This is a genomic window from Citrobacter sp. MGH104, from assembly GCF_001034485.1.
Taxonomy (GTDB): domain Bacteria; phylum Pseudomonadota; class Gammaproteobacteria; order Enterobacterales; family Enterobacteriaceae; genus Citrobacter; species Citrobacter freundii.
Genome location: NZ_KQ089818.1, coordinates 1360346 through 1384095 on the forward strand (window position 1 = coordinate 1360346; position 23750 = coordinate 1384095).

Sequence of the window (23750 nt, forward strand, 5' to 3'; positions counted from 1 at the left end):
CGGCTCACACTATTGCGGAGGTGGTTATGAAAATCGTCATTATTGGTGCCAGTGGTACAGTGGGTCGCGCAGTCACAGAAACGTTAAGCCGTAAACATGAGGTGATCCGCGTAGGTCGCACGCAGGGGGATTACCAGGTCGATATCACCTCGCAGGAGAGTGTCGAGGCATTGTTCGAAAAAGTCGGTCGGGTAGATGCGATCGTTTCCGCCACCGGCAATCTATTCTTTGGACCGCTGTCGACAATGACCGACCAGGACTTTAATCAGGGGCTTCAGGATAAACTGTTAGGCCAGATACGTCTGGCCTTAACCGGGCAGCATTTCCTCAATGATGGCGGTTCGATAACGTTAATTAGCGGCATTATCGCCCACGAGCCCATCGCACAAGGCGCAAATGCGGCAACGATCAATGCCGGTCTGGAAGGATTTGTGCGCGCTGCTGCCTGTGAGCTAGAGCGTGGTCAGCGTATTAACCTGATAAGCCCGACCGTGCTGAGTGAATCCGCTGCAGCCTATGACGGGTTCTTCCCCGGCTTTGAAAGCGTCCCCGCCGTCACGGTCGCCAACGCCTATCGCCGCAGCGTCGAAGGCATCCAGAGCGGGCGCATTTATAAAGTGGGTTACTGTTAACCGCTTTTTCTCGCCTCTTACGTCATCAGTAAGAGGCGATGAGTCGCATATTTCAGGCACCCGTTTCGTTTCTGATCCGCGCATTGATGTATTCCACGGCCTGCGTGACGTCCATAATGCCGTTAATCGCATTCGTCACGCCTTGCCCGATAATAATCTCTGCCTGTCGCAGGTTAAAAGGCTCACCTTTACTTCCCTGAGACTCCCGTATTCCCGTCATGCCTTTTTCATTCAGTAAATTAAACCACGGGTAGAGATTGAGAACATTTTGATCGTGACATATTCCAGACCAGGCGCTGTTGCCCCCCAATAGAACCAGATGGCGCGAAATTTCATCGGAATAAAGCCAATGAAAAAACTGCTCAACCTGTTTTTTCTTCTTACTGTAGCGAGACATTCCAATAGAGCCACCGCCCAATTGTGGAAGCTGCCCCGGAACGGGAGCATAGCCAATCGTGGGGGCGATGGTCGTATGCGCAACATCGTTAAACAAATTGAGATACATAATCAGCATGGCGAGATTTCCACGCTCAAACTGTTTAACCGCATCACTCCACCACTCACCAGGGAGATTCACGGCGATAGAAAGCTGGTGCAGATATTCTTCGAGTGCAGCGGCAGCAAGCGAAGCATCAAGTTGTACCGGCTCGCCCTCACGCACCAATCGTCCACCTAACGCGTAGTAACGTAGCAAGTACTCAGTGGCGATAAGTCCTGAGCTGCCCAACGTCACCGCCGTTCCCATTGGGCGCTGTCTGTTTTCTGGCTGATGCAATTGACTAAAGAAAGCGGCAATCTCATCAAATTGTGCGAAATTCTCTGGTAGCGTTAACTCTTTGCCTGTTGATTCATAAAACATCCGTTTAATCGTCGCATCTTCAAACAGATCTCGTCGATAAAACAGAAGCTGCATACTGGCATCAAAGGGAATTGCCCATGCAGTCCCATTCACCTGGCTGAAGTGCTGCTGAATTTGCTCAGAGAAGTTATCCAGCAATAACGGGAGTTCGGGGGAGACCGACTCCAGCGGCAATAATGCTTTTTCTGCAAACCAGGGAAAACATGCCATATCGATTCGCAGTAAATCGTAATAAGGGTGCAGGTGAAGATGAGAGAGAATTTCAAAAACCTCATCATACGGATAAACCGCAAGATTAACCTTAATACCGGTCTGGCGATAAAAGTGAGGTAACAGTTTCTTCAGCGCATCGGTCGAAGGGCTGGGCAAAATTAACATATTCAGCGTCGCCTCCGTCTCATGAGGCGGAGCGTATTGCCCATTCCAGGAAAAACCGCAATTCGTCAGAATACGGTGCTTCTCTTTACTTTTGGGTTGGCGAATACATGAAGCAATAGTTGTCCCCAGGCGGGCATAATCCATCTGATAGCTGGTGATTCCATCAAAAGATGCAGGAAGATTATCACTCAGTTGTACTATCGGCGGGCAGGACTGAGAACTCCCAAACCAGGACGCTTGCGTCAACGCACGCGTCTTCTCACTGTCCTGAACAATAAACAGATCGGGTATCGCCCCCCGGAAAAAGTCAAACGCGACGGTGTTAACTTCACTGGCATGCGCAGGTATAACCGTAAGCTTTGTGTGCGTACTTAACTCCCGGCATACCTTCTGTATCGCTTGAGTAAAGCGTGCACTGTGGGCAAATTCCAGCGGCTCGCAGAAAACACCAATATGACCCGGCAGCTGCGCCAGTGCCCTTCTTGCGGTTTCTTCCCCTGCGGTCACATAGTCAAGGCTAATATAACAAACTGCACCGGCTGGCTGGCGATACGCAAAAAGCACATTCTCCGGAGAGAGCCTGAGCATATCGTAATAGGGCTGGCTGTTGTCCAGGCAACTCACGGTGACAACAGCCTGGTAAGACTTTGCCGCCAGTGTTTGCAAAATATCCAGTTCCAGATTGGGCAAATCATTAGTCAGGTAAAGATCAACCGGTTCGCTGAGTGAAGGTTGCCAGGCCTGGTGTAATCCCCGATAAAGTTGATAGTAACGTTCCGCATTGATGTCCGGCAGAATCAAGGCCACTCCCTGACTTTTGCTGGCTCTCAATGATTGCGCCTGCGCATTCAACTGATAGCCAACTTCTCGGGCCGCACGTTGAACCGCTTCAATCTTCTCAACGCTTACATTTCCTCTGCCATTGAGCACATTCGAGACAGTCCCATGCGATACACCGGCAATTCTTGCTATGTCTTTGATAGTTGGCATTTTTACACCCTTCCCCTGATGTTTTGATGCTAGCACGGCGCTCATCAGGAAACTATCTCCAGCAAGATAATTTGAACGTTACAATATTAAAAAGTGCATTTTATCAACACATTCTTATAACCACCTTTCAACCCCACATAGCACGAAGAAATGAACTAAAAATCTCAACGCTATGAAATATAAAAATAAATTATTAAATCCTTGAAGAGGATCACTTATGCAACAAAAGATCGTTGTTGCCTTAAAGCTGCAGGATAATAATTGACACGTTCCAATTACGTTTCATTACATTTTCGTTCAAAAAACAACACTCTGTTTTGATCAAGAGGGAAACATGAATATTCATTTTCTGGGAACCGCAGCATCCGAAGGGATACCCAATCCTTTTTGCCGTTGTGAGCACTGTCAGCAAGCCCGTATTCGTAAAGGCAAAGACATACGCACGCACTCCTCAGCGATCATCGACGATGAACTGTTGATCGATGTCGCGCCTGAATTCAGCCAGCAACTGCTGCGAGATGGCCTGGACGCAACAGAGATCAAATCGCTGCTGTTCACGCATACACATCCCGATCATTTCAACGTCGGCGATCTTTTTAGCCGAATGGAAGGGTACGGATTTGAGATTACTCATCCGTTGCACATTTTTGGTAATGACCGTGCGATTAACGGCGCGGCACAAGTGTTACCAGGCTACAGCGCAGAAAGATTTGCTTTTCATTGCCTGGTTCCCTTCGTAACCGTTGAAACCCGCGGATACCGAATCACTCCACTGCTGGCGAACCATGCCAAATGGGAGCTTTGTTATACCTGGTTTATCGAAAAAGATGGTCAGTCAATTTTCTATGGACATGATTCGGGCTGGTTCCCTGAACTCACCTGGCAATGGTTAAAAGGGAAAAAGATCGATTTAACGGTGCTGGAATGTACCTACGGTTTTAATGGTGATAACCGTACAAATAACCACATGAGTCTGGAAACCGTCTTCGCTGCCAGAGACAGGCTTGCAGAACTGGGCTGCCTTGAGAAAAATAGCCAACTCATCGTCTCGCATGTCTCACACAGCGGCGGTCTACTGCACGACGATCTCGTGGCGGCGTGCGACAAAGAGAACATTCTTGTCGCCTGGGATGGGCTTAACCTGAGCATCAACCAATAAGGATATGCAATATGGACCTTAATAAAACACCACGCCTGCTGGTTATGATGTTCATACAATATTTCATGCAGGGCGCCTGGAATATGACCATGGGACTGGTATTAAGTACCTATGGTATGGCGACCATTATTGGCTCATCTTATGCTTTGCTTGGTCTGGCGACCATTCTTTCGCCACTCTTTATTGGCATGGTAGCCGACCGTTTCTTTTCGTCACAAAAAGTCATGGCGATCCTGCATTTAATTAATGCTGGCGTACTGTTGTTTGTTCCACAATTTATTGAGGCACAAAACACGGGCATGACGTTGACCATGATCTTCCTGGTCGGTCTGCTGTTTTATCCAACAACTGCGCTGGCTAACAGCATCAGTTTCAGCCACATTAACGGGGTGAAATACTTCCCCTTTATTCGTGTGTTCGGCACATTTGGCTTTATGGTCATCGGTTTTATTATTGGTGAAATGGGCTATTCTGGAAATACCATCACCTGGTATATTGCGTCAGCCTCCGGTGTCGTGCTCGGCCTTTACTGCTTTACGTTGCCAAACACCCCACCGAAAGCAAAAGGAAGCGTATTTACACTCCGCGATCTGTTATGTCTGGACGCTCTGGCACTCTTCAAGGACCGCAGTTTCTCGGTTTTGATGCTCAGTATTTTTGTCCTGATGATCCCCAAAACAGCTTATTCCGCCTATATCCCGGTCTTTTTAAAAGCGCTTGGATTCGATAACGCCGCGTCAATGATGCAGGTCGGCATCGCCTGTGAAGTCATTTTTATGTTCCTGCTCTCGTTTTTCTTACTGAAAGCCGGCTTCAAAATTACTCTCATGTTGGGCGCCGTTTGCTGGATCATCCGCACACTGTTGTTTGCTCATGCATCACTGGATGCCAACATGATGTTTGTGCTGATCGGTCTGATGTTGCAGGGATTCTGCTGGGACTTTTTCTTTACCGTGGGCGACATTTATGTTGACCGTAAAGCCGCGCCAGAGATTAAAGCACAAGCCCAAAGCTTGCGATTTATCGTCTCCAACGGCGTCGGTTTGCTGTTTGCCTCTACCGTATGCGGTCAAATCTTCAACAGCACCGTGACGGAACAAGGCCCACAGGCGTTACCGCAATGGGAAACATTCTGGCTAGTTTCAGCAGGCGTTGCCGCAGTGGTCAGCGTATTCTTCCTGATATTCTTCCGGGACGATATTTCAAAACGCAAAGCAGACCTCCCATTGAAAAAAGCAAACTCCTGATCGTTAAAGACTCTTTCATTAAGGTAATTGCATGAATAATCTGGCCGCCATCATCAATGAGCAAGGATTGTTGCCTTTAACTACGATCATCAAAATCAGCATTGCATTTATTCTGGGTGGCATTATAGGCCTGGAAAGAGAATCGAAAGGGAAACCGGTTGGCTTCAAAACTTGCGTTATTTTATCCGTAGCCAGCTGTGTATTAACTGTCGTATCAATACAATCTGCAGAATACTATGCTGAAATTTCGATGAACATCCGTAGCGATCCTATGCGTCTGGCGGCTCAGATTATTAGTGGCGTTGGTTTTCTCGGTGCGGGAGTCATTCTGCACCGACACGACGATGCTATTTCTGGTCTCACTACTGCGGCAATTGTCTGGGCATCTGCTGGGGTGGGAATCACCTGTGGGGCCGGTTTTTATTTTCATGCTTTTTTTGCCACGGCTTTATTTTTATTGGCAATTAAATTAAGCCCGTTCATTATTTTCTTACAGACTAAAAACCAGTTCCCCGGAAAAGTAAAAGTCAGGGTTATTCTTGATGAACGCGATGCGCTCGAAAATCTGATAACCCGCATCCATCAACAGAAAAACATTATTGAAAACATAACGATCAGGGATATTAAGAAGGGTAAAATCGAGGTTAATCTCAAAATCGTAATTCGTAAGAAGATGACCTTGCCTGACTTGTACCACGATCTCACTCATGTTGAACACGTCTGCGCTATTGCTCTTGAACATTAAGATGCTTTATTTACCTCTTAAAAATCAGGTGGTTACCACCTGATATAACCGCTCTATCCCTGCCTTCGCTTTAAATCCCTATTGTTTGCAATGTTAAATATTTGTTGCTTTTGATCACAAATAATAAACAAACAAGCTCATTATGTGCGCGTTTTTCAAAAATGTAGATATTTTTAATTTATGGCTACGAAACGAGCTGCGCCATATCTCCCTGACAATCTACTGAGAGGAACGATTTGATGAACGCACTGACTGCCGTAAAACCGAACGCTGAAGATCCAGCCCAGCACTACAGCGGTTTCACGCTGAAACCATCAGCCCAGTCCCCACGCCTGCTGGAGCTGACTTTTTCTGCTGAGACCACTGAGCAATTTCTGCAGGCCGTCGCGCAGTGGCCGGTGCAGGCGCTGGAATACAAATCCTTCTTGCGCTTCAAAGTGGGCAAGATCCTCGACGACCTGTGCGGCAATCAGTTGCAGCCTCTGCTGCTGAAAACGTTGCTCGATCGTGCCGAAGGCGCACTGCTGATCAATGCCGTTGGCGTGGATGATGTGGCGCAGGCAGAAGAGATGGTCAAGCTGGCGACGGCGGTAGCACATCTAATCGGACGTTCGAATTTTGATGCGATGAGCGGTCAATATTACGCACGTTTTGTGGTGAAAAACGTCGATAACTCAGACAGCTATCTGCGCCAGCCTCACCGAGTGATGGAATTGCACAACGACGGAACCTATCTCGAAGAAATCACCGATTACGTGCTGATGATGAAGATTGACGAGCAGAACATGACCGGCGGTAACTCGCTGCTGCTGCACCTCGACGACTGGGAACATCTGGATCAGTACTTTACCCATCCGCTGGCGCGTCGCCCTATGCGCTTTGCCGCGCCGCCAAGCAAAAACGTGAGCCAGGAAGTGTTCCATCCGGTATTTGACGTTGACCAGCAGGGTCGTCCGGTGATGCGCTACATCGACCAGTTCGTCCAGCCAAAAGACTATGAAGAAGGCGTCTGGCTGAGTGACCTGTCCGACGCGCTGGAAACCAGCAAAAGTATTATTTCCGTACCGGTTTCAGTGGGTAAATTCCTGCTGATCAACAACCTGTTCTGGCTACACGGTCGCGATCGTTTCACCTCGCATCCTGACCTGCGCCGCGAACTGATGCGCCAACGTGGTTATTTCGCTTACGCGACAAACCACTACCAGACTCATCAGTAAGCGCGAAGGAAAAAAGCGGATGTATGATTTTGTGATTATTGGCGGCGGCATTATCGGCATGTCGACCGCCATGCAGCTGATTGATGTCTATCCGGACGCCAGAATCGCGCTGTTGGAAAAAGAGTCCGGCCCGGCCTGTCACCAGACGGGCCACAACAGCGGCGTCATTCATGCCGGGGTCTATTACACTCCCGGCAGCCTGAAGGCGCAGTTTTGCCTGGCCGGAAATCGCGCCACAAAAGCCTTTTGCGACCAAAACGGCATCCGCTACGACGTCTGCGGAAAAATGCTGGTTGCCACCTCCCCTCTGGAAATGGAGCGCATGCGCGCGCTATGGGATCGCACCGCCGCTAACGGTTTGGAGCGCGAATGGCTGAATGCGCAGGAGCTTCGCGAGCGTGAACCGAATATCACCGGTCTGGGCGGCATTTTTGTTCCGTCGAGCGGGATCGTCAGCTACCGTGAAGTCACCGCCGCGATGGCGAATATTTTCCAGGCCAAAGGCGGTGAGATTATTTACAACGCCGAGGTCAGCGCGCTGAAAGAGCACGCTACGGGCGTGATTGTCCATACCCGTCAGGGTCAGGAATATGAAGGCGCGACGCTGATTAGTTGTTCTGGCCTGATGGCGGACCGACTGGTGAAAATGCTCGGCGTTGAACCTGGCTTTATCATCTGCCCGTTCCGTGGCGAATATTTCCGCCTGGCGCCAGAACATAATCAGATAGTTAACCATCTGATCTACCCCATCCCCGACCCGGCAATGCCGTTTCTCGGTGTTCATCTGACCCGGATGATTGACGGCAGCGTCACGGTCGGCCCCAACGCGGTGCTGGCATTTAAACGTGAAGGCTACCGTAAGCGTGACTTCTCGCTCAGCGATACGCTCGAGATCCTCGGCTCTTCTGGTATTCGCCGCGTGCTGCAAAACAACCTGCGCTCAGGGCTTGGCGAAATGAAGAATTCGCTGTGCAAAAGCGGTTATCTGCGGCTGGTACAAAAGTACTGTCCGAGCCTGATGCTTAAGGATCTGCAACCGTGGCCTGCGGGCGTGCGGGCACAGGCGGTATCACCTGATGGCAAGCTTATCGACGATTTTCTGTTTGTCACCACGCCACGCTCAATTCACACCTGTAACGCGCCTTCTCCGGCGGCAACATCGGCAATCCCTATCGGTGCACATATTGTCAGCAAAGTTCATGCGCTGCTGGAGAACCAGAGTAATCCCGGACGCACGCTGCGTGCGGCACGTAGCGTGGAGACATTACACGCCGCATTTACCCGTTAAACCGATTAAGACAGGAAGCAATCATGCAACTTAACGATCCAACCTTATTTCGCCAGCAGGCACTGATCGACGGCAACTGGCGTGACGCTAACAGCGGCGAGACCATCGCGGTGACCAATCCCGCCAACGGTCAGCAATTGGGTAGCGTACCTAAAATGGGGGCAGATGAAACCCGCGAAGCGATTAACGCCGCAAACCGCGCTCTGCCGGCCTGGCGTGCGCTGACTGCCAAAGAGCGAGCCAATATCCTGCGCCGCTGGTTCAACCTGATGATTGAGCATCAGGACGATCTCGCCCGCTTGATGACCCTGGAACAGGGTAAACCGCTGGCGGAGGCCAAAGGCGAAATCACCTATGCCGCCTCATTTATTGAGTGGTTTGCCGAAGAGGGTAAACGCATCTATGGCGATACGATCCCTGGCCATCAGGCCGATAAGCGTCTGATCGTCATCAAGCAGCCGATCGGCGTTACCGCCGCGATTACGCCGTGGAACTTCCCGGCGGCGATGATCACCCGCAAAGCAGGTCCCGCGCTGGCGGCAGGCTGTACGATGGTGCTTAAACCCGCCAGCCAGACCCCCTACTCCGCACTGGCACTGGCAGAACTGGCTAATCGCGCCGGGATCCCGGCTGGCGTTTTCAGCGTGGTGACCGGTTCTGCGAGCGCGGTCGGTAACGAGCTGACCGGCAACCCGCTGGTGCGCAAACTGTCATTTACCGGCTCAACCGAAATTGGCCGTCAGTTAATGCAGCAGTGCGCCAAAGACATCAAAAAGGTATCGCTGGAACTGGGCGGCAATGCGCCGTTTATCGTCTTTGACGATGCCGATCTTGATAAAGCCGTGGAAGGTGCGCTGGCCTCGAAGTTCCGTAACGCCGGGCAAACCTGCGTCTGCGCCAACCGCCTGTACGTACAGGACGGTGTGTATGAGCGTTTTGCCGAAAAACTCCAGCATGCAGTGAGCAAACTGCATCTCGGCGATGGTCTGCAACCAGAGGTCACCACCGGACCGCTGATCGACGATAAAGCGGTTGCCAAAGTGCAGGAACACATCGCCGATGCTCTGGATAAAGGCGCGCGCATTATCGCGGGCGGTAAACCTCATGCGCTCGGCGGTAACTTCTTCCAGCCCACCATTCTGGTGGATGTGCCTGACAACGCGAAGGTCGCCAAAGAAGAGACGTTCGGACCGCTGGCTCCGCTGTTTCGTTTTAAAGACGAAGCCGACGTCATCGCTCAGGCCAACGACACCGAGTTTGGTCTGGCCGCCTATTTCTACGCCCGTGATTTAAGCCGCGTCTTCCGCGTTGGCGAAGCGCTGGAGTACGGCATCGTCGGGATTAACACCGGCATTATCTCCAACGAAGTCGCCCCGTTTGGGGGAATCAAAGCCTCCGGTCTTGGCCGTGAAGGATCAAAATACGGCATCGAAGACTACTTAGAAATCAAATATATGTGCATCGGCCTTTAATAAAATAAATACTGGAGAACACCTGATGAGCACCAACAACGAACTTATGCAACGTCGCAGCAACGCCGTTCCCCGTGGCGTAGGCCAGATCCACCCTATTTTTGCCGAGCGTGCAGAAAACTGTCGGGTCTGGGACGTTGAAGGCCGTGAATTCCTTGACTTTGCTGGCGGTATTGCAGTGTTGAACACCGGTCACCTGCACCCGCAGATCGTCTCTGCGGTAGAAGCGCAGTTGAAAAAGCTGTCCCATACCTGTTTCCAGGTACTGGCCTATGAGCCATACCTGGAGCTGTGTGAAATCATGAATAAGAAAGTGCCGGGTGATTTCGCCAAGAAAACCCTGCTGGTGACCACCGGTTCTGAAGCGGTAGAAAATGCGGTGAAAATCGCCCGCGCCGCCACCAAACGCACCGGCACAATCGCCTTCAGCGGTGCTTACCACGGCCGTACCCACTACACCTTGTCACTGACCGGGAAAGTGAACCCATACTCTGCCGGAATGGGGCTGATGCCGGGCCACGTGTATCGCGCGCTTTATCCTTGCCCACTGCACGGCATCAGTGACGACGATGCTATCGCCAGTATTCACCGCATTTTCAAAAACGATGCCGCGCCAGAAGACGTCGCCGCCATCGTAATTGAACCCGTCCAGGGCGAAGGTGGTTTTTACGCCGCTTCCCCTGCTTTTATGCAACGTCTGCGCGCTATTTGTGACGAACACGGGATCATGCTGATTGCTGATGAAGTACAGAGCGGTGCGGGCCGCACCGGTACGCTGTTTGCCATGGAGCAGATGGGCGTTGCGCCCGATCTCACCACCTTCGCCAAATCCATCGCCGGAGGCTTCCCGCTGGCAGGCGTGACCGGACGCGCCGATGTCATGGACGCTATTCCACCGGGCGGTCTGGGCGGTACCTATGCAGGTAACCCAATTGCCTGTGCCGCTGCGCTGGCGGTACTAAACATTTTCGAGCAGGAAGATCTGCTGCAAAAAGCCAACGAGCTGGGGCAAACCCTGCGTGAAGGCCTGTTGGCTATCGCGGAAACCCACCGCGAGATTGGCGACGTACGCGGGCTGGGCGCGATGATTGCTATCGAACTGTTCGAAAACGGCGACCACACGAAACCAGACGCCAAACTGACTGCGGAAGTGGTGGCGCGTGCACGTGAGAAAGGACTGATCCTGCTCTCCTGCGGACCTTACTACAACGTGCTGCGCATTCTTGTCCCGCTGACTATTGAAGATGCGCAAATCCGCCAGGGGCTGGACATTATCGCCCAGTGTTTTGCCGAGGCAAAGCAGGGTTAAACCCGTATCAAAACGGGGAGTTTTAAGCCGGATAAGGCGGAGCCGCCATCCGGCAAACAGGGTCAATAACAATAATACGCGTGCCCCGGCGCGGGAATGCCGGGGTGCTCTCCCAAGTGAAATACTTTCGAGAGGTTTAAAGATGGGGCAAGTGTCACAATCACATGATTTAGGGGGCGGGCTGAAATCACGCCACGTCACCATGCTGTCTATTGCCGGGGTAATCGGCGCAAGTCTGTTTGTCGGTTCAAGCGTGGCGATTGCAGAAGCCGGCCCCGCAGTATTATTAGCCTATCTGTTCGCCGGATTGCTGGTGGTGATGATTATGCGCATGTTGGCCGAAATGGCCGTCGCCACACCGGATACCGGTTCTTTTTCCACATACGCCGATAAGGCCATCGGCCCTTGGGCAGGTTACACCATCGGCTGGTTGTACTGGTGGTTCTGGGTGTTGGTTATCCCGCTGGAGGCGAATATCGCCGCCATCATTCTTCACTCCTGGGTGCCTGGCATTCCTATCTGGCTGTTTTCTCTGGTTATCACGCTGGCATTAACCGGCAGTAATTTACTGAGCGTCAAAAATTACGGTGAGTTCGAGTTCTGGCTGGCGCTGTGCAAAGTGATTGCCATTCTGGCGTTTATAACCCTCGGCGCAGCGGCGATTAGCGGTTTCTACCCTTATGCCGATGTCAGCGGGGTTTCGCGCCTGTGGGATCAGGGCGGCTTTATGCCCAACGGTTTTGGCGCCGTGATCAGCGCAATGTTAATCACTATGTTCTCCTTTATGGGCGCAGAGATAGTTACCATCGCCGCCGCCGAATCCGATACCCCGGATAAACATATCGTTCGCGCCACCAACTCGGTTATCTGGCGTATCTCCATCTTCTATCTGTGCTCTATTTTTGTGGTGGTGGCGCTGATCCCGTGGAACATGCCGGGACTGAAAGAAGTCGGTTCTTACCGCTCGGTACTGGAGCTACTGCATATCCCGCACGCGAAACTGATCATGGATTGCGTCATTTTGCTGTCGGTGACTAGCTGTCTCAACTCCGCGCTGTATACGTCCTCGCGTATGCTCTACTCCCTGAGCCGCCGTGGCGATGCCCCCGCTTTTATGGGTAAAACGAACCGCAGTAAAACGCCTTATGTGGCGGTGTTGCTGTCTACCGGTGCCGCATTCCTCACCGTCATCGTCAACTATTACGCCCCGGCCAAGGTGTTTAAATTCCTGATCGACAGTTCCGGTGCCATCGCACTGCTGGTCTATCTGGTCATTGCCGTTTCTCAACTGCGGATGCGTAAAATCCTGCTGGCGCGAGGCGGCGAAATTAAACTGAAAATGTGGCTCTATCCGTGGCTTACCTGGCTGGTCATCGCATTTATTATCTTTGTGCTGGTGGTCATGCTGTTTCGCCCGGCACAACAGCTGGAAGTTATCTCTACCGGGTTGTTAGCCATAGGAATTATTTGCACCGTGCCCATTATGTCACGCTGGAAAAAACTGCTATCTTGGCAAAAAGCACCATTGCAAAATACGCATTAAACCTGTTCCCGGCGCAGGCCGGGAAATCCTTTCAGGAGTATGACCATGACCGCCATTCCCCAACCGACGGCCATTGATGGATACCGCTGGCTGAAGAACGACATCATCCGCGGTGTGTATCAGCCTGATGAAAAACTGCGTATGAGCCTGCTGACCTCACGCTATGATCTTGGCGTTGGACCGCTACGCGAAGCGCTTTCGCAGTTAGTTGCCGAGCGGTTAGTGACGGTAGTAAATCAGAAAGGGTATCGTGTTGCCCCGATGTCAGAGCAGGAGTTGCTCGATATTTTCGATGCCCGCGCCAATATGGAAGCCATGCTGGTCGCGCTGGCCATTGAACGCGGCGACGACGCCTGGGAAGCTGAAATTCTGGCGCGCGCGCATATGCTTAGTAAGCTTGAAGCCATTGATGCCAGCGAACAGATGCTCGACGAGTGGGATCAGCGCCATCAGGCGTTTCACTCGGCGATTGTCGCTGGCTGTGGTTCACAATATCTGCTGCAAATGCGCGAACGACTGTTCGATTTGGCGGCGCGCTACCGGTTTATCTGGCTGCGAAAAACGGTGCTGTCGGTGGAGATGCTGGAAGACAAACACGATCAGCACCAAACGTTGACCGAAGCAATTCTGGCACGCGATGCCGCGCGCGCCAGCGAATTAATGCGCCAGCACCTGCTGACGCCGATTCCGATTATTCAACAGGCGATGTCCGGTAAATTGCTGACGGAATAAGCCTGCATAATATTACTGCTCCGGAATACGTAACACCTGCCCAGGATAGATTTTATCCGGACTTTTCAGCATTGGTTTATTCGCTTCAAATATCTGGTTATACAGGTTGGCATTACCGTAAACCTGTTTAGCAATAGCACTCAGGGTATCCCCTGATTTCACAGTATAAAACTGGCTTTCGCTCGCGGGCGCAGAGGTTTTAACCTGATCATCTACGCTGGCAATACCGGAGATATTACCAATCGCGATCAGAATTTTTTCTTTCGCCTCCTGACTTAATCCATCACCAGAAACAGTGGCTTTGCCTTCGTTAATTTGCACGTCCACTTTATCCGCATCAGGGATGCCAGTTTTGTTCAGGTGTTCCTGCACTTTTTTTGCCAGATCGGCTGTGTCATGGTTTCCAGTGACCGCATCCCACAGTTTTTCACCCGCATCTTTTACAAAATTGAAGAGTCCCATATCCACCTCGGTAATTAACAATTAACACCCAAAAGTGTAGCAGAGGAGAAAGGGGGCCAAAGAAAACGGCGCCAAAGCGCCGTAATTGAAAGGAATTAATTACGCGTCTGTATCCAGAAGGCATGGATCAAACCAGGGATGTAGCCCAGCAGCGTCAGAACGATATTGAGGATAAATGCCCAGCCGAACCCCTTCCCCAGCAGCACGCCAAGCGGGGGCAGAATAATAGTAAAAACGATTCTCCAGAAACCCATACACACTCCCTACAAGCAAAAAATTAATCATTGTTTAAAAAGAGATTTTATCTCTAAGAGTAGCCATTCTACCCAACTCTGCCAGCATTCCGCGGCTGTTTTACCCTCCTTTACGCTCTTTACGCTGGCGTACGTTGGTTGGTTTATTTTAGAATATACTTAATTTAGATTATGCTTAAATACATATGACTGAACTTGAACAACTCCAGGCCAGCGCTGAACAAGCTGCCGCCCTGCTAAAAGCGATGAGTAACCCGAAACGGTTGCTGATTTTGTGCATGCTCTGCGGTTCACCCGGTACCAGCGCAGGCGAGTTAGCCCGTGTTACCGGCCTTAGCCCTTCCGCCACTTCCCAGCATCTGGCGCGTATGCGTGAAGAAGGTCTGATAGAAAGCCAGCGCGATGCCCAGCGCATCCTCTACTCCATTAAAAATGCGGCCGTGAATTCGCTGATCGCCACATTAAAAACACTGTATTGCCCATAAGGAGCCATCATGACTATTGGGACGATTTCCCCGCGCGAGGCGCAGACACTGGTCGCGCAAGGTGCAAAACTGATTGATATCCGCGACGCTGACGAGTATCTGCACGAGCATATTCCTGAGGCTCATCTGGCGCCGTTGCCCGCGCTTGAGCAGGGATCGCTGCCTGCGAATTTACGCGCCGAGCAGGTGATTTTTCACTGCCAGTCAGGCAAACGTACACAAAATGCGGCAACAAAACTGAGCGCCATTGCTGCGCCCGCGCAGGTCTGGCTGCTGGAAGGTGGAATTGACGGCTGGAAAGCCGCAGGGTTGCCGGTGACGAAAGACAGTTCACAGCCGTTACCGCTGATGCGTCAGGTGCAGATAGCCGCAGGTAGCCTTGCCTTACTCGGTGTTATTCTGGGTTACACCGTCAGCAGTATTTTCTTCCTGCTGAGCGGTTTTGTCGGGGCCGGGCTGATTCTCGCTGGCGTGACCGGCTTTTGCGGCATGGCGCGTCTGCTGGACAAAATGCCCTGGAACCGACGTACTCATTAAGCGGTAATCATTGAAACAGCACTGTACCCGCCGGTTGACGTGATCTATGGTGAGTTCTGCGATAAATGATAAATAAAGGAGCGCAACAATATGTTTAAACCTGGCGATCTGGTTCAACCGCGTATGGGCGGTCCAAAACTGAAAGTTGTTGAAGTCAATGACGATCAAATTGTGGCGGTACAAGCCAGTAATGAAAACGGTGATAAATTCACGCTGAAAGCAGCTGATGTCACGCGATATACCGAAGAGGGTGATTTCGGCGTTTGCTGAAAATAAGCGGTGAGGATCTCCTCACCGCCTTCATAATTAGATCAAAAAGTCATCAAGAGATTTACCGGTAGCCAGCGCCTGGGCAATTGGCTTCGGTGTGCGACCTTGCCCAGTCCATGTTTTCGTTTCACCATTGAGATCGATAAAACGATATTTCGCCGGGCGCGGTTGGCGTTTTTTAACTGAACGTGTCGTAGCAGGTGTTATGCTCAGCAGCTCCTCCGGGCTGATCCCGTCTGCCTGCATCTGCGCCAGCAAGGCATTAATTTTTGCCTGCTGTTCTGCGCGTTGGCGCTGTAGCTGTTCTTCTTCATCGCGCCGTTCTTTGGTCACTACCCTGAATTTTTCAAGCATATCTTCCAGTACATCAACGGAAAATTCACGAGCCATTGCACGCAGCGAGCGGATATTATTTAAGTTTTTTAACATTGAACTCATATTAACAAAACCTCTTTAACGTAAAACATAAAAATGGTATTACGCTAAATATTGTATGCAACTGATTATTATATTTCCAGTCTAATTTATTCGCAGGTCATTAAACAAATAGCCAACTCTGATATTTATAGCATCCATTCTGCTATCGCTCAGACAATATATTCTATGACCCTGATTGCAGCTTTGAATATACCTGCAAGGTATCTCAGTACGTCACTTAAGAAACAGGCCACGGCATCGCGTGGAACCAACGAGTATACATATTGCACATCAGTCAACATTCAGAAAAGGAGCGCAAAAAATCCAGAAAAACAAGCAAAAATAACTCTTTGATCTAAAAGAATTTTAATTAACACAGCAACGAAAACACCAAAACGAACAAAAAACAAACCATTACAGAGCATTTTATCGACAAAAAGACAATAAATAAAAATTTTAAGCTAGTTGATAGTTATTATCCAGGCAGATATCCTATTAAAACGCGAAAGCAGCAAGACAAATCACTAGCAGTTAAAGTATTCAAAACCTTTTTCCCCCTTTTTACAAGGAGCATTAACATGTTCTCTCCGCAGTCACGCTTGCGTCATGCAGTAGCAGACACGTTCGCGATGGTTGTTTATTGTTCTGTCGTGAACATGTTGATCGAAATATTCCTTTCTGGAATGAGCTTCGAACAGTCGCTGTATTCCAGATTAGTCGCTATCCCTGTCAACATACTGATCGCGTGGCCATACGGCATGTACCGTGATTTGTTCATGCGCGCGGCGCGTAAAGCCACGCAGGCAGGATGGGCAAAAAATCTGGCGGATGTGCTGGCTTATGTCACCTTCCAGTCGCCGGTGTATGTGATTATTCTGCTGACGGTTGGCGCAGACTGGCACCAGATTACGGCTGCAGTAAGTTCGAACATCGTGGTATCAATGCTGATGGGCGCTGTCTATGGCTACTTTCTTGATTATTGCCGCCGCTTGTTTAAGGTCAGCAGCTATCATCAGGCTAAAGCCTGACACGCTTCTTTGCGACTGGCACTGCCAGTCGCGTTATTAGTTAGAATTAACGTCGCCAAACAACCCGCTCAGATAACGCTCAAGCGCAATACGCGAGCTAAAGCCATGCGGAATACCATAATGCTCATGAGTATCTCCGGCTAAATACAGCGGGAATTGCTGGTAATGATCGCAGGTTTTAATATCCGTCGCTGGTTCTGCCAGCGAAGAGCTGCGCTCTTTTAGCGTGGGATGGATAATTAATGCGGTACGTCCCATGCGTGCTTCACGGTTAACGTACACATAATTTTCGCCACGACGATAGCCGTACGTTTTCTGCGTCACTACATCAACGGTAAAGCCCACTTTTTCAAGTACGCGCGCCACCTCATCAGGTCGTAAATACATATTATTTTCCTCGTTATCTTTTACTGCGGGCTTACCTTACCTGATTCAGCATTAGCAACGCTTTCAGAAAAGTCCATAAACGGGTGGCGATGGTGGGACGCATATCGTAAGAACCTTATATACCCTAAATAATTCGAGTGGCAGGAAGGCGGCAAGGGAGCTAATCCCCAGGAGCTTACTAAAGTAAGTGACTGGGGTGAACGAACGCAGCCAACGCACATGCAACTTGAAGTATGACGGGTATAGATTTATGTCAGCGCCATCCGCAGTTGGTACGCCGCCTGTTGCGCCATTTCCGCCGAGCTGATATTGGTAAATGACAGCAATATTCCCCCCTTTCCTTCTGACGTTATTCGCCAGCGGCTTAACGCCTGAACAGCTAACCCGGCCTGATTCGCTTTACGCACCAGCGCAACATCATCTCCGTCCACACTCATCACCAGTTGAATCCCACCTTCCTGAGGAATGACGCTAAATCCTTGTTCGGTCAGGGCGTTTTCCATCCATTGTCGTCGTTCGGCATAATGTTGTCGCATACGTTTTAAGTGTCGCCAGAAGTGGCCGTCTCGCATAAAATCCGCCAGCGTTTGCTGCCATAGAACCGGAACGCTACAGGCCGTTAGCGCCGCTTGTTGGCGAAAGTGTTCAACCTGGGTCAGGGGCACCACCAGCCATGCCGTACGCAAAGCCGGAAACATCGATTTGCTGAACGTTCCGGCATAAATCACCCGCTGGGGCGCATCCAGACTTTTTAGCGGCGGCAACGGCTTACCGTGGTAACGAAATTCACTGTCATAATCATCTTCGATTACCCACGCCTGCGCACGAGTCGCCCACTCCAGCAACTGGTGGCGACGGTCTAAAGACAGTGCTACCCCCAGTGGGCTTTGATGTGCGGGAGTGAGCAGTACAAAACGCGCCTGCGGGTAGTCGCGAATCCCGGCGCTGACATCCAGACCATCGGCATCCACCGCTACCGGCTTCAACTCAATGCGTTCTTGAGCCACCACGGGCCGAATCAGCGGAAAGCCGGGATCTTCGACCCACATTCCCTCTCCGGGATGCGCCAGAGCGCGCAGGATTAACGTCATTGATGCCGCATAACCTGAAGTGATAAAAATCTGCTCTGGCTGGCATTCAATGCTGCGTGAGACCCGCAGGTAATCCACAATCGCCTGACGTAACGCCCGCTCGCCACACACATCGCCCACCGCCAGATCAAAACGCGTTTGGGTGCGCAAACGCCGTCCCATCACCCGCGCCCAGACTTCGCGCGGAAAAAGATCGAGTGCGGGTAATCCCATCTGAAAAGTTTGCGGTCTGGGATTTTCTCCGGCAAAGATGGCAGGAGATGCAGACGCCCTTTCTGGTTGCAGTTGCTCACTGACAAACGTTCCTGCCTGTCCACGCCGCGCGAGCCAGCCCTGCGCCACCAGCTCTGCATAGGCATTTTCCACCGTCGAGCGTGATACTCCCAGCTCCTGGGCCCAGGTCCGACTGGAGGGCAATCTGGTACCGGGCTTGAGTTCACCTTTCTCAATTGCGTTTTTTAACTGACGGGCGATTTGCTGATAGCGCGGCATTTATGGTCTGCTTTTTTGGCAACAATATGGCTCTCTGTAGCAGTCCATTATAGTGCTACATTGCGGCTCATCCAAACGAGGAGAAATACCATGACCATGTTACGCCAGCCCTATTATGAACTCAGCCCCGAAATCTATAACGCTCTGGTTCAGGCAAGCAAAGCGCTGGAGAACTGCGCGCTGGAACCTACGCTGACGGAACTGATTTACCTGCGGGTCTCGCAAATCAACGGCTGCGCCTTTTGTCTGGAAATGCACAGTAAAGCACTGCGCAAATCCGGTGTTGCGCAGGCCAAACTGGATGCGCTGGCAGGCTGGCGGGTGAGTCACCACTTCAGCGAGCAGGAACGTGCGGCGCTGGCGTGGGCCGAATCGGTCACCCAAATTGCCACTACTCACGCCGAAGATGACGTTTATCTGCCACTACTCGACCATTTCAGCGCGAAAGAGATTAGCGACCTGACATTTGCCATTAGCCTGATGAACTGCTTTAACCGCCTGGCGGTGGGGATGCGCATGTGATTCTGCGCTGCCGGATGCCGGCATAAACGCCTTATCCGGCCTGGGAAGTACTTTCCTGTAGGCCGGATTAGACGCGACGCCATCCGGCAACCTGCGATGGAACATATCACTTCCCCTGCCACGCCCATCACCCAGCCCATCATCAATCTAAAATTCCCATATCTTGTATGGTTGAATATTTTTAAAACTACATCTAGTATCTTTCCTATCAGGACACACACAACCCGACGCCCTCTATCGCGCCGATCTTTTATTTTTAAATGGAAATACGAATCATGCGTATTATTATTTACACTCGCAATAACTGTGTTCAGTGCCATGCCACCAAACGGGCAATGGAAAGTCATGGTTTTGACTTTGAGATGGTAAACGTCGATTTACAGCCCGATTTGGCTGATAACCTGCGCGATCAAGGGTTTCGCCAGTTACCGGTCGTAGTCGCGGGTGAAACCAGTTGGTCAGGGTTTCGCCCGGACATGATCAACCGTCTGCATCCGGAACACCGTGTGGCCAGCGCATGAGTCAGCTCGTCTACTTCTCCAGCAGCTCCGAAAATACGCACCGCTTTATGCAGCGTCTGGGGCTGCCTGCCATCCGCATTCCGCTTAACGAACGCGAGCCGATCCGGGTAGACGAACCTTACATATTAATCGTGCCGTCCTACGGCGGCGGCGGCACTGCTGGCGCGGTCCCAAGACAGGTGATCCGCTTTTTAAACGATACGCACAACCGGGCGTTAATCCGTGGAGTGATCGCCTCCGGCAATCGTAATTTCGGTGACGCCTACGGTCGCGCGGGTGATGTCATCTCACAAAAATGCGGCGTGCCGTGGCTCTATCGCTTTGAGCTGATGGGCACCCAAAGCGATATCGACAACGTTCGAAAAGGAGTGAGCGAATTTTGGCAACGACAACCGCAGAACGTGTAATGCAGCCAACGCTGGATTATCACGCCCTGAACGCCATGCTGAATCTGTATGATAAAGCCGGGCGCATTCAGTTCGACAAAGACCATCAGGCGGTGGAGGCCTTCTTTGCCGCACACGTCCGCCCCAACTCGGTGGCGTTTGCCAGCCAGCAGGAGCGCCTGGAAACGTTGGTGGATGAAGGCTATTACGATGCCAGCGTGTTAGCCCGCTACGATCGCGCGTTCGTGCTGAAGCTATTCGCCCACGCCCACGCCAGCGGATTCCGTTTCCAGACGTTCCTCGGCGCATGGAAGTTCTACACCAGCTATACGTTGAAAACGTTCGACGGTAAGCGCTATCTCGAAGACTTTGAGGATCGGGTAACGATGGTGGCACTCACGCTGGCGCAGGGCGATGAAGCACTCGCGACGCAACTGACCGATGAAATGCTCTCCGGGCGCTTTCAGCCCGCCACGCCAACCTTTTTAAACTGCGGTAAACAGCAACGCGGCGAGCTGGTCTCCTGCTTCCTGTTGCGTATTGAAGACAACATGGAGTCTATTGGTCGGGCGGTCAACTCCGCACTTCAGCTCTCCAAACGCGGCGGTGGCGTGGCATTTTTGCTCTCCAACCTGCGCGAGGCAGGTGCGCCCATTAAACGCATTGAGAACCAGTCCTCTGGGGTGATCCCGGTAATGAAAATGCTGGAAGATGCGTTTTCTTATGCGAATCAACTCGGGGCACGTCAGGGCGCAGGCGCGGTGTATCTGCACGCACACCATCCGGATATTTTACGTTTTCTCGATACCAAGCGCGAAAACGCCGACGAGAAAATCCGCATCAAAACGCTCTCGCTTGGCGTGGTGATCCCAGATGTTACCTTTCGACTGGCGAAAGAAAATGCCCGGATGGCGCTGTTCTCACCGTATGACGTGGAACGGATTTACGGCAAACCGTTCGGTGATATCGCCGTGAGTGAGCGGTATGACGAACTGGTGGCCGACGAACGCGTGCGCAAAAAATACATTAACGCCCGCGAATTCTTCCAGCGGCTGGCCGAGATCCAGTTTGAGTCTGGTTATCCTTACATCATGTTTGAAGATACGGTGAATCGCGCCAATCCGATTGCCGGTCGGATCAATATGAGCAACCTGTGCTCGGAGATTTTGCAGGTTAACAGTGCCTCCACCTACGATGAAAATCTCAATTACGAGCAGATCGGGCACGATATCTCCTGCAATCTCGGCTCCTTGAACATTGCCCATACCATGGATTCACCCGATTTTGGTCGTACCGTGGAAACGGCGGTTCGCGGCTTAACCGCCGTTTCGGACATGAGCCATATCCGCAGCGTGCCTTCGATCGACGCCGGGAACAGCGCGTCGCACGCGATTGGTCTTGGGCAGATGAATCTGCACGGGTATCTGGCGCGGGAAGGGATCGCCTACGGCTCGCCGGAAGGGCTGGATTTCACCAATCTCTATTTCTACACCATCACATGGCATGCGCTGAATACGTCAATGAAGATCGCTCGCGAGCGGGGTCAAACCTTTGCCGGATTCAAACAGTCACGCTACGCCAGCGGCGAGTATTTTAACCAGTATCTGCAGGGCGACTGGCAGCCAAAAACCGACAAGGTCCGCACATTGTTTGCCGTCAGCGGCATTACGCTGCCGACGCGCGAGATGTGGGAGCAACTGCGTGAAGATGTGATGCGCTACGGTATTTACAACCAGAATTTACAGGCGGTTCCGCCCACCGGTTCTATCTCCTACATCAACCATGCCACGTCAAGCATTCACCCGATCGTGTCGAAAGTGGAGATTCGTAAAGAGGGCAAAACCGGGCGCGTTTACTACCCTGCCCCGTTTATGACCAATGAGAATCTGGCCTTGTATCAGGATGCCTACGAGATCGGTCCACAAAAAATCATTGATACTTACGCTGAAGCAACGCGGCATGTCGACCAAGGGCTTTCACTGACGCTCTTTTTCCCCGATACCGCCACCACGCGCGATATCAACAAAGCGCAGATTTACGCCTGGCGTAAGGGCATCAAATCCCTGTACTACATCCGACTACGCCAGCTGGCGCTGGAAGGCACCGAAATCGAAGGCTGCGTGTCATGCGCGCTGTAAGGAGGAGAAAATGACATTATCCCGCGTGAGCGCCATCAACTGGAACAAGATTGAGGATGATAAAGATCTTGAGGTATGGAACCGTCTGACCAGTAACTTCTGGCTCCCGGAAAAGGTCCCGCTCTCCAATGACATTCCGGCCTGGCAAACGTTGAACGCAGCCGAACAGCAGCTAACAATCCGCGTTTTTACCGGGCTGACGCTGCTCGACACCATTCAGAATGTTGCCGGAGCACCAGCGTTAATGACTGATTCGTTAACGCCGCATGAAGAGGCGGTGCTGTCGAATATCAGCTTTATGGAGGCGGTGCACGCCCGTTCCTATAGCTCTATTTTCTCCACCCTTTGCCAGACCAAAGATGTGGATGCAGCTTACGCCTGGAGTGAAGAAAATACCCCACTCCAGCGCAAGGCGCAGATCGTTTTGGCACATTACGCCAGCGACGAACCGTTGAAGAAAAAAATAGCCAGCGTGTTTCTGGAATCCTTCCTGTTCTATTCTGGCTTCTGGTTACCGATGTATTTCTCCAGCCGCGGTAAACTGACCAATACCGCCGATCTCATTCGTCTGATCATTCGTGATGAAGCGGTTCATGGGTATTACATTGGTTATAAATATCAAAAAGGTCTGGAGCATATTTCCGAATCAGCACGCGAAGAGTTAAAGCATTTTGCCTTTGACCTGTTGATGGAATTGTATGATAACGAAGGGCGTTATACGGAAGAATTGTATGCAGAGACCGGCTGGGTGGATGACGTCAAAGCCTTCCTTTGTTACAACGCCAATAAGGCATTAATGAATTTGGGATATGAGGCGCTATTTCCGCCTGAAATGGCGGAGGTTAACCCGGCAATCCTTGCCGCGCTGTCGCCCAACGCTGACGAAAACCACGATTTCTTCTCGGGTTCCGGTTCATCCTATGTGATGGGAAAAGCGGTCGAAACCGAAGATGACGACTGGAATTTCTAGCACTCATTTTCACGGGAAATACCGTACATTTTTCGCGGAAATATTTTAACAGGATCACACTTTTGTCGTGCAAATATAATTGTGTGATCTACACTCAATATCAGACGCATTATTCGCCTGCATTCCAGCAATTCAGGCGACTTTTCATTGCCATTTACAAAAAATATTAAGCCGCTCACATTCGCGCTCAGCCCTTATATCACGGGAAGTCCCGCCACC

The 23750-nt window shown here is 51.3% G+C and carries 25 protein-coding genes; 19 read left to right on the forward strand and 6 right to left on the reverse strand.

Going from position 1 to position 23750, the window contains the following annotated elements:
* Window positions 1-26 precede the first annotated feature (26 nt).
* A complete protein-coding gene (locus tag SK34_RS06315) occupies window positions 27-632 on the forward strand; it encodes a short chain dehydrogenase (protein WP_048232651.1) in 606 nt (201 codons plus the stop codon).
* Between the two features lie 52 nt (window positions 633-684).
* Here SK34_RS06315 and SK34_RS06320 read toward each other — a convergent pair whose 3' ends face one another.
* Entirely contained in the window at window positions 685-2859 is a 2175-nt protein-coding gene (locus SK34_RS06320) for an extracellular solute-binding protein (RefSeq protein ID WP_048232653.1), read from the reverse strand.
* 334 nt (window positions 2860-3193) lie between these two features.
* On the opposite strand from SK34_RS06320, the gene SK34_RS06325 reads away from it, so the two are divergent.
* From SK34_RS06325 to csiR, 9 genes are all read left to right on the forward strand, one after another.
* On the forward strand, window positions 3194-4018 hold the full coding sequence (locus SK34_RS06325) for an MBL fold metallo-hydrolase (RefSeq protein WP_003037212.1): 825 nt from the start codon (window positions 3194-3196) through the stop codon (window positions 4016-4018).
* Between the two features lie 11 nt (window positions 4019-4029).
* Window positions 4030-5265 carry an MFS transporter gene (locus SK34_RS06330; RefSeq protein ID WP_003037215.1) on the forward strand — a complete coding sequence of 412 codons (1236 nt, stop codon included), beginning with the start codon at window positions 4030-4032 and terminating at the stop codon, window positions 5263-5265.
* 31 nt (window positions 5266-5296) lie between these two features.
* On the forward strand, window positions 5297-6010 hold the full coding sequence (locus SK34_RS06335) for an MgtC/SapB family protein (RefSeq protein ID WP_003037218.1): 714 nt from the start codon (window positions 5297-5299) through the stop codon (window positions 6008-6010).
* Between the two features lie 239 nt (window positions 6011-6249).
* Window positions 6250-7227, forward strand: a complete 978-nt coding sequence (gene glaH, locus SK34_RS06340) for a glutarate dioxygenase GlaH (RefSeq protein WP_003839704.1) — start codon at window positions 6250-6252, stop codon at window positions 7225-7227.
* Window positions 7228-7246: 19 nt separating this feature from the next.
* Entirely contained in the window at window positions 7247-8515 is a 1269-nt protein-coding gene (lhgO, locus tag SK34_RS06345; RefSeq protein ID WP_048232655.1) for an L-2-hydroxyglutarate oxidase, read from the forward strand.
* A gap of 23 nt (window positions 8516-8538) precedes the next feature.
* Window positions 8539-9987: an NADP-dependent succinate-semialdehyde dehydrogenase gene (gene gabD, locus SK34_RS06350; protein WP_048232656.1), complete on the forward strand. Its 1449-nt coding sequence runs from the start codon at window positions 8539-8541 to the stop codon at window positions 9985-9987.
* A gap of 25 nt (window positions 9988-10012) precedes the next feature.
* Window positions 10013-11296 (forward strand): 4-aminobutyrate--2-oxoglutarate transaminase, encoded by a 1284-nt coding sequence (gene gabT, locus SK34_RS06355; RefSeq protein WP_048232657.1) that lies wholly within the window; start codon window positions 10013-10015, stop codon window positions 11294-11296.
* A gap of 142 nt (window positions 11297-11438) precedes the next feature.
* Window positions 11439-12839, forward strand: a complete 1401-nt coding sequence (gabP, locus tag SK34_RS06360; RefSeq protein WP_003839698.1) for a GABA permease — start codon at window positions 11439-11441, stop codon at window positions 12837-12839.
* A 45-nt stretch (window positions 12840-12884) separates the two neighbouring features.
* Entirely contained in the window at window positions 12885-13571 is a 687-nt protein-coding gene (csiR, locus tag SK34_RS06365) for a DNA-binding transcriptional regulator CsiR (protein WP_016150866.1), read from the forward strand.
* A gap of 12 nt (window positions 13572-13583) precedes the next feature.
* Here csiR and lysM read toward each other — a convergent pair whose 3' ends face one another.
* Together lysM and SK34_RS23515 are read right to left on the reverse strand one after the other, a co-directional pair.
* Entirely contained in the window at window positions 13584-14033 is a 450-nt protein-coding gene (gene lysM / locus SK34_RS06370) for a peptidoglycan-binding protein LysM (protein ID WP_003037241.1), read from the reverse strand.
* A gap of 95 nt (window positions 14034-14128) precedes the next feature.
* Complete coding sequence (locus SK34_RS23515) at window positions 14129-14287, reverse strand: YqaE/Pmp3 family membrane protein (RefSeq protein ID WP_003037242.1); 159 nt, start codon at window positions 14285-14287, stop codon at window positions 14129-14131.
* Window positions 14288-14472: 185 nt separating this feature from the next.
* Between SK34_RS23515 and SK34_RS06380 the strand changes: the two genes are divergently transcribed.
* The 3 genes from SK34_RS06380 to SK34_RS06390 all read left to right on the forward strand — a co-directional run bounded on the left by SK34_RS06380 (window position 14473) and on the right by SK34_RS06390 (window position 15579).
* Window positions 14473-14772 (forward strand): ArsR/SmtB family transcription factor, encoded by a 300-nt coding sequence (locus SK34_RS06380; protein ID WP_003037247.1) that lies wholly within the window; start codon window positions 14473-14475, stop codon window positions 14770-14772.
* Between the two features lie 9 nt (window positions 14773-14781).
* Window positions 14782-15309 (forward strand): rhodanese family protein, encoded by a 528-nt coding sequence (locus tag SK34_RS06385; RefSeq protein ID WP_016150867.1) that lies wholly within the window; start codon window positions 14782-14784, stop codon window positions 15307-15309.
* Between the two features lie 90 nt (window positions 15310-15399).
* Window positions 15400-15579, forward strand: coding sequence for a hypothetical protein (locus tag SK34_RS06390; protein ID WP_003037253.1), 180 nt, complete (start codon window positions 15400-15402; stop codon window positions 15577-15579).
* A gap of 36 nt (window positions 15580-15615) precedes the next feature.
* On the opposite strand, the gene stpA is transcribed toward SK34_RS06390, so the two are convergent.
* Window positions 15616-16017 carry a DNA-binding protein StpA gene (stpA, locus tag SK34_RS06395; RefSeq protein ID WP_003839690.1) on the reverse strand — a complete coding sequence of 134 codons (402 nt, stop codon included), beginning with the start codon at window positions 16015-16017 and terminating at the stop codon, window positions 15616-15618.
* 557 nt (window positions 16018-16574) lie between these two features.
* On the opposite strand from stpA, the gene alaE reads away from it, so the two are divergent.
* Complete coding sequence (alaE, locus tag SK34_RS06400) at window positions 16575-17024, forward strand: L-alanine exporter AlaE (protein ID WP_003037259.1); 450 nt, start codon at window positions 16575-16577, stop codon at window positions 17022-17024.
* Window positions 17025-17060: 36 nt separating this feature from the next.
* Here alaE and SK34_RS06405 read toward each other — a convergent pair whose 3' ends face one another.
* Both SK34_RS06405 and pdxR read right to left on the reverse strand, forming a co-directional pair.
* On the reverse strand, window positions 17061-17411 hold the full coding sequence (locus SK34_RS06405) for a DUF2002 family protein (RefSeq protein ID WP_044699663.1): 351 nt from the start codon (window positions 17409-17411) through the stop codon (window positions 17061-17063).
* Between the two features lie 248 nt (window positions 17412-17659).
* Window positions 17660-18994, reverse strand: a complete 1335-nt coding sequence (gene pdxR, locus SK34_RS06410; protein WP_048217216.1) for a MocR-like pyridoxine biosynthesis transcription factor PdxR — start codon at window positions 18992-18994, stop codon at window positions 17660-17662.
* Window positions 18995-19084: 90 nt separating this feature from the next.
* On the opposite strand from pdxR, the gene SK34_RS06415 reads away from it, so the two are divergent.
* From SK34_RS06415 to nrdF, 5 genes are all read left to right on the forward strand, one after another.
* Window positions 19085-19516 carry a carboxymuconolactone decarboxylase family protein gene (locus SK34_RS06415; protein WP_003839686.1) on the forward strand — a complete coding sequence of 144 codons (432 nt, stop codon included), beginning with the start codon at window positions 19085-19087 and terminating at the stop codon, window positions 19514-19516.
* Window positions 19517-19791: 275 nt separating this feature from the next.
* Window positions 19792-20037, forward strand: coding sequence for a glutaredoxin-like protein NrdH (gene nrdH / locus SK34_RS06420; RefSeq protein ID WP_048232659.1), 246 nt, complete (start codon window positions 19792-19794; stop codon window positions 20035-20037).
* Window positions 20034-20444: a class Ib ribonucleoside-diphosphate reductase assembly flavoprotein NrdI gene (nrdI, locus tag SK34_RS06425; RefSeq protein WP_003037273.1), complete on the forward strand. Its 411-nt coding sequence runs from the start codon at window positions 20034-20036 to the stop codon at window positions 20442-20444. Before nrdH ends, nrdI begins: the two co-directional genes overlap by 4 nt.
* Complete coding sequence (gene nrdE / locus SK34_RS06430; protein WP_048232661.1) at window positions 20417-22561, forward strand: class 1b ribonucleoside-diphosphate reductase subunit alpha; 2145 nt, start codon at window positions 20417-20419, stop codon at window positions 22559-22561. The genes nrdI and nrdE overlap by 28 nt, the downstream gene beginning before the upstream one ends.
* A 10-nt stretch (window positions 22562-22571) precedes the next feature.
* Window positions 22572-23531: a class 1b ribonucleoside-diphosphate reductase subunit beta gene (nrdF, locus tag SK34_RS06435; protein ID WP_048232663.1), complete on the forward strand. Its 960-nt coding sequence runs from the start codon at window positions 22572-22574 to the stop codon at window positions 23529-23531.
* Window positions 23532-23750 lie beyond the last annotated feature (219 nt).

Excerpts from the sequence above, each read along its gene's own strand:
- SK34_RS06385 (WP_016150867.1), top strand. The coding sequence starts at position 14,782 with ATGACTATTGGGACGATTTCCCCGCGCGAGGCGCAGACACTGGTCGCG.
- SK34_RS06330 (WP_003037215.1), top strand. The coding sequence starts at position 4,030 with ATGGACCTTAATAAAACACCACGCCTGCTGGTTATGATGTTCATACAA.
- csiR (WP_016150866.1), top strand. The coding sequence starts at position 12,885 with ATGACCGCCATTCCCCAACCGACGGCCATTGATGGATACCGCTGGCTG.
- lysM (WP_003037241.1), bottom strand. The coding sequence starts at position 14,033 with ATGGGACTCTTCAATTTTGTAAAAGATGCGGGTGAAAAACTGTGGGAT.
- SK34_RS23515 (WP_003037242.1), bottom strand. The coding sequence starts at position 14,287 with ATGGGTTTCTGGAGAATCGTTTTTACTATTATTCTGCCCCCGCTTGGC.
- gabT (WP_048232657.1), top strand. The coding sequence starts at position 10,013 with ATGAGCACCAACAACGAACTTATGCAACGTCGCAGCAACGCCGTTCCC.
- SK34_RS06380 (WP_003037247.1), top strand. The coding sequence starts at position 14,473 with ATGACTGAACTTGAACAACTCCAGGCCAGCGCTGAACAAGCTGCCGCC.
- alaE (WP_003037259.1), top strand. The coding sequence starts at position 16,575 with ATGTTCTCTCCGCAGTCACGCTTGCGTCATGCAGTAGCAGACACGTTC.
- stpA (WP_003839690.1), bottom strand. The coding sequence starts at position 16,017 with ATGAGTTCAATGTTAAAAAACTTAAATAATATCCGCTCGCTGCGTGCA.
- nrdH (WP_048232659.1), top strand. The coding sequence starts at position 19,792 with ATGCGTATTATTATTTACACTCGCAATAACTGTGTTCAGTGCCATGCC.
- SK34_RS06315 (WP_048232651.1), top strand. The coding sequence starts at position 27 with ATGAAAATCGTCATTATTGGTGCCAGTGGTACAGTGGGTCGCGCAGTC.
- glaH (WP_003839704.1), top strand. The coding sequence starts at position 6,250 with ATGAACGCACTGACTGCCGTAAAACCGAACGCTGAAGATCCAGCCCAG.
- gabP (WP_003839698.1), top strand. The coding sequence starts at position 11,439 with ATGGGGCAAGTGTCACAATCACATGATTTAGGGGGCGGGCTGAAATCA.
- lhgO (WP_048232655.1), top strand. The coding sequence starts at position 7,247 with ATGTATGATTTTGTGATTATTGGCGGCGGCATTATCGGCATGTCGACC.
- pdxR (WP_048217216.1), bottom strand. The coding sequence starts at position 18,994 with ATGCCGCGCTATCAGCAAATCGCCCGTCAGTTAAAAAACGCAATTGAG.
- gabD (WP_048232656.1), top strand. The coding sequence starts at position 8,539 with ATGCAACTTAACGATCCAACCTTATTTCGCCAGCAGGCACTGATCGAC.
- SK34_RS06325 (WP_003037212.1), top strand. The coding sequence starts at position 3,194 with ATGAATATTCATTTTCTGGGAACCGCAGCATCCGAAGGGATACCCAAT.
- SK34_RS06415 (WP_003839686.1), top strand. The coding sequence starts at position 19,085 with ATGACCATGTTACGCCAGCCCTATTATGAACTCAGCCCCGAAATCTAT.
- SK34_RS06390 (WP_003037253.1), top strand. The coding sequence starts at position 15,400 with ATGTTTAAACCTGGCGATCTGGTTCAACCGCGTATGGGCGGTCCAAAA.
- SK34_RS06405 (WP_044699663.1), bottom strand. The coding sequence starts at position 17,411 with ATGTATTTACGACCTGATGAGGTGGCGCGCGTACTTGAAAAAGTGGGC.
- nrdF (WP_048232663.1), top strand. The coding sequence starts at position 22,572 with ATGACATTATCCCGCGTGAGCGCCATCAACTGGAACAAGATTGAGGAT.
- SK34_RS06335 (WP_003037218.1), top strand. The coding sequence starts at position 5,297 with ATGAATAATCTGGCCGCCATCATCAATGAGCAAGGATTGTTGCCTTTA.
- nrdI (WP_003037273.1), top strand. The coding sequence starts at position 20,034 with ATGAGTCAGCTCGTCTACTTCTCCAGCAGCTCCGAAAATACGCACCGC.
- SK34_RS06320 (WP_048232653.1), bottom strand. The coding sequence starts at position 2,859 with ATGCCAACTATCAAAGACATAGCAAGAATTGCCGGTGTATCGCATGGG.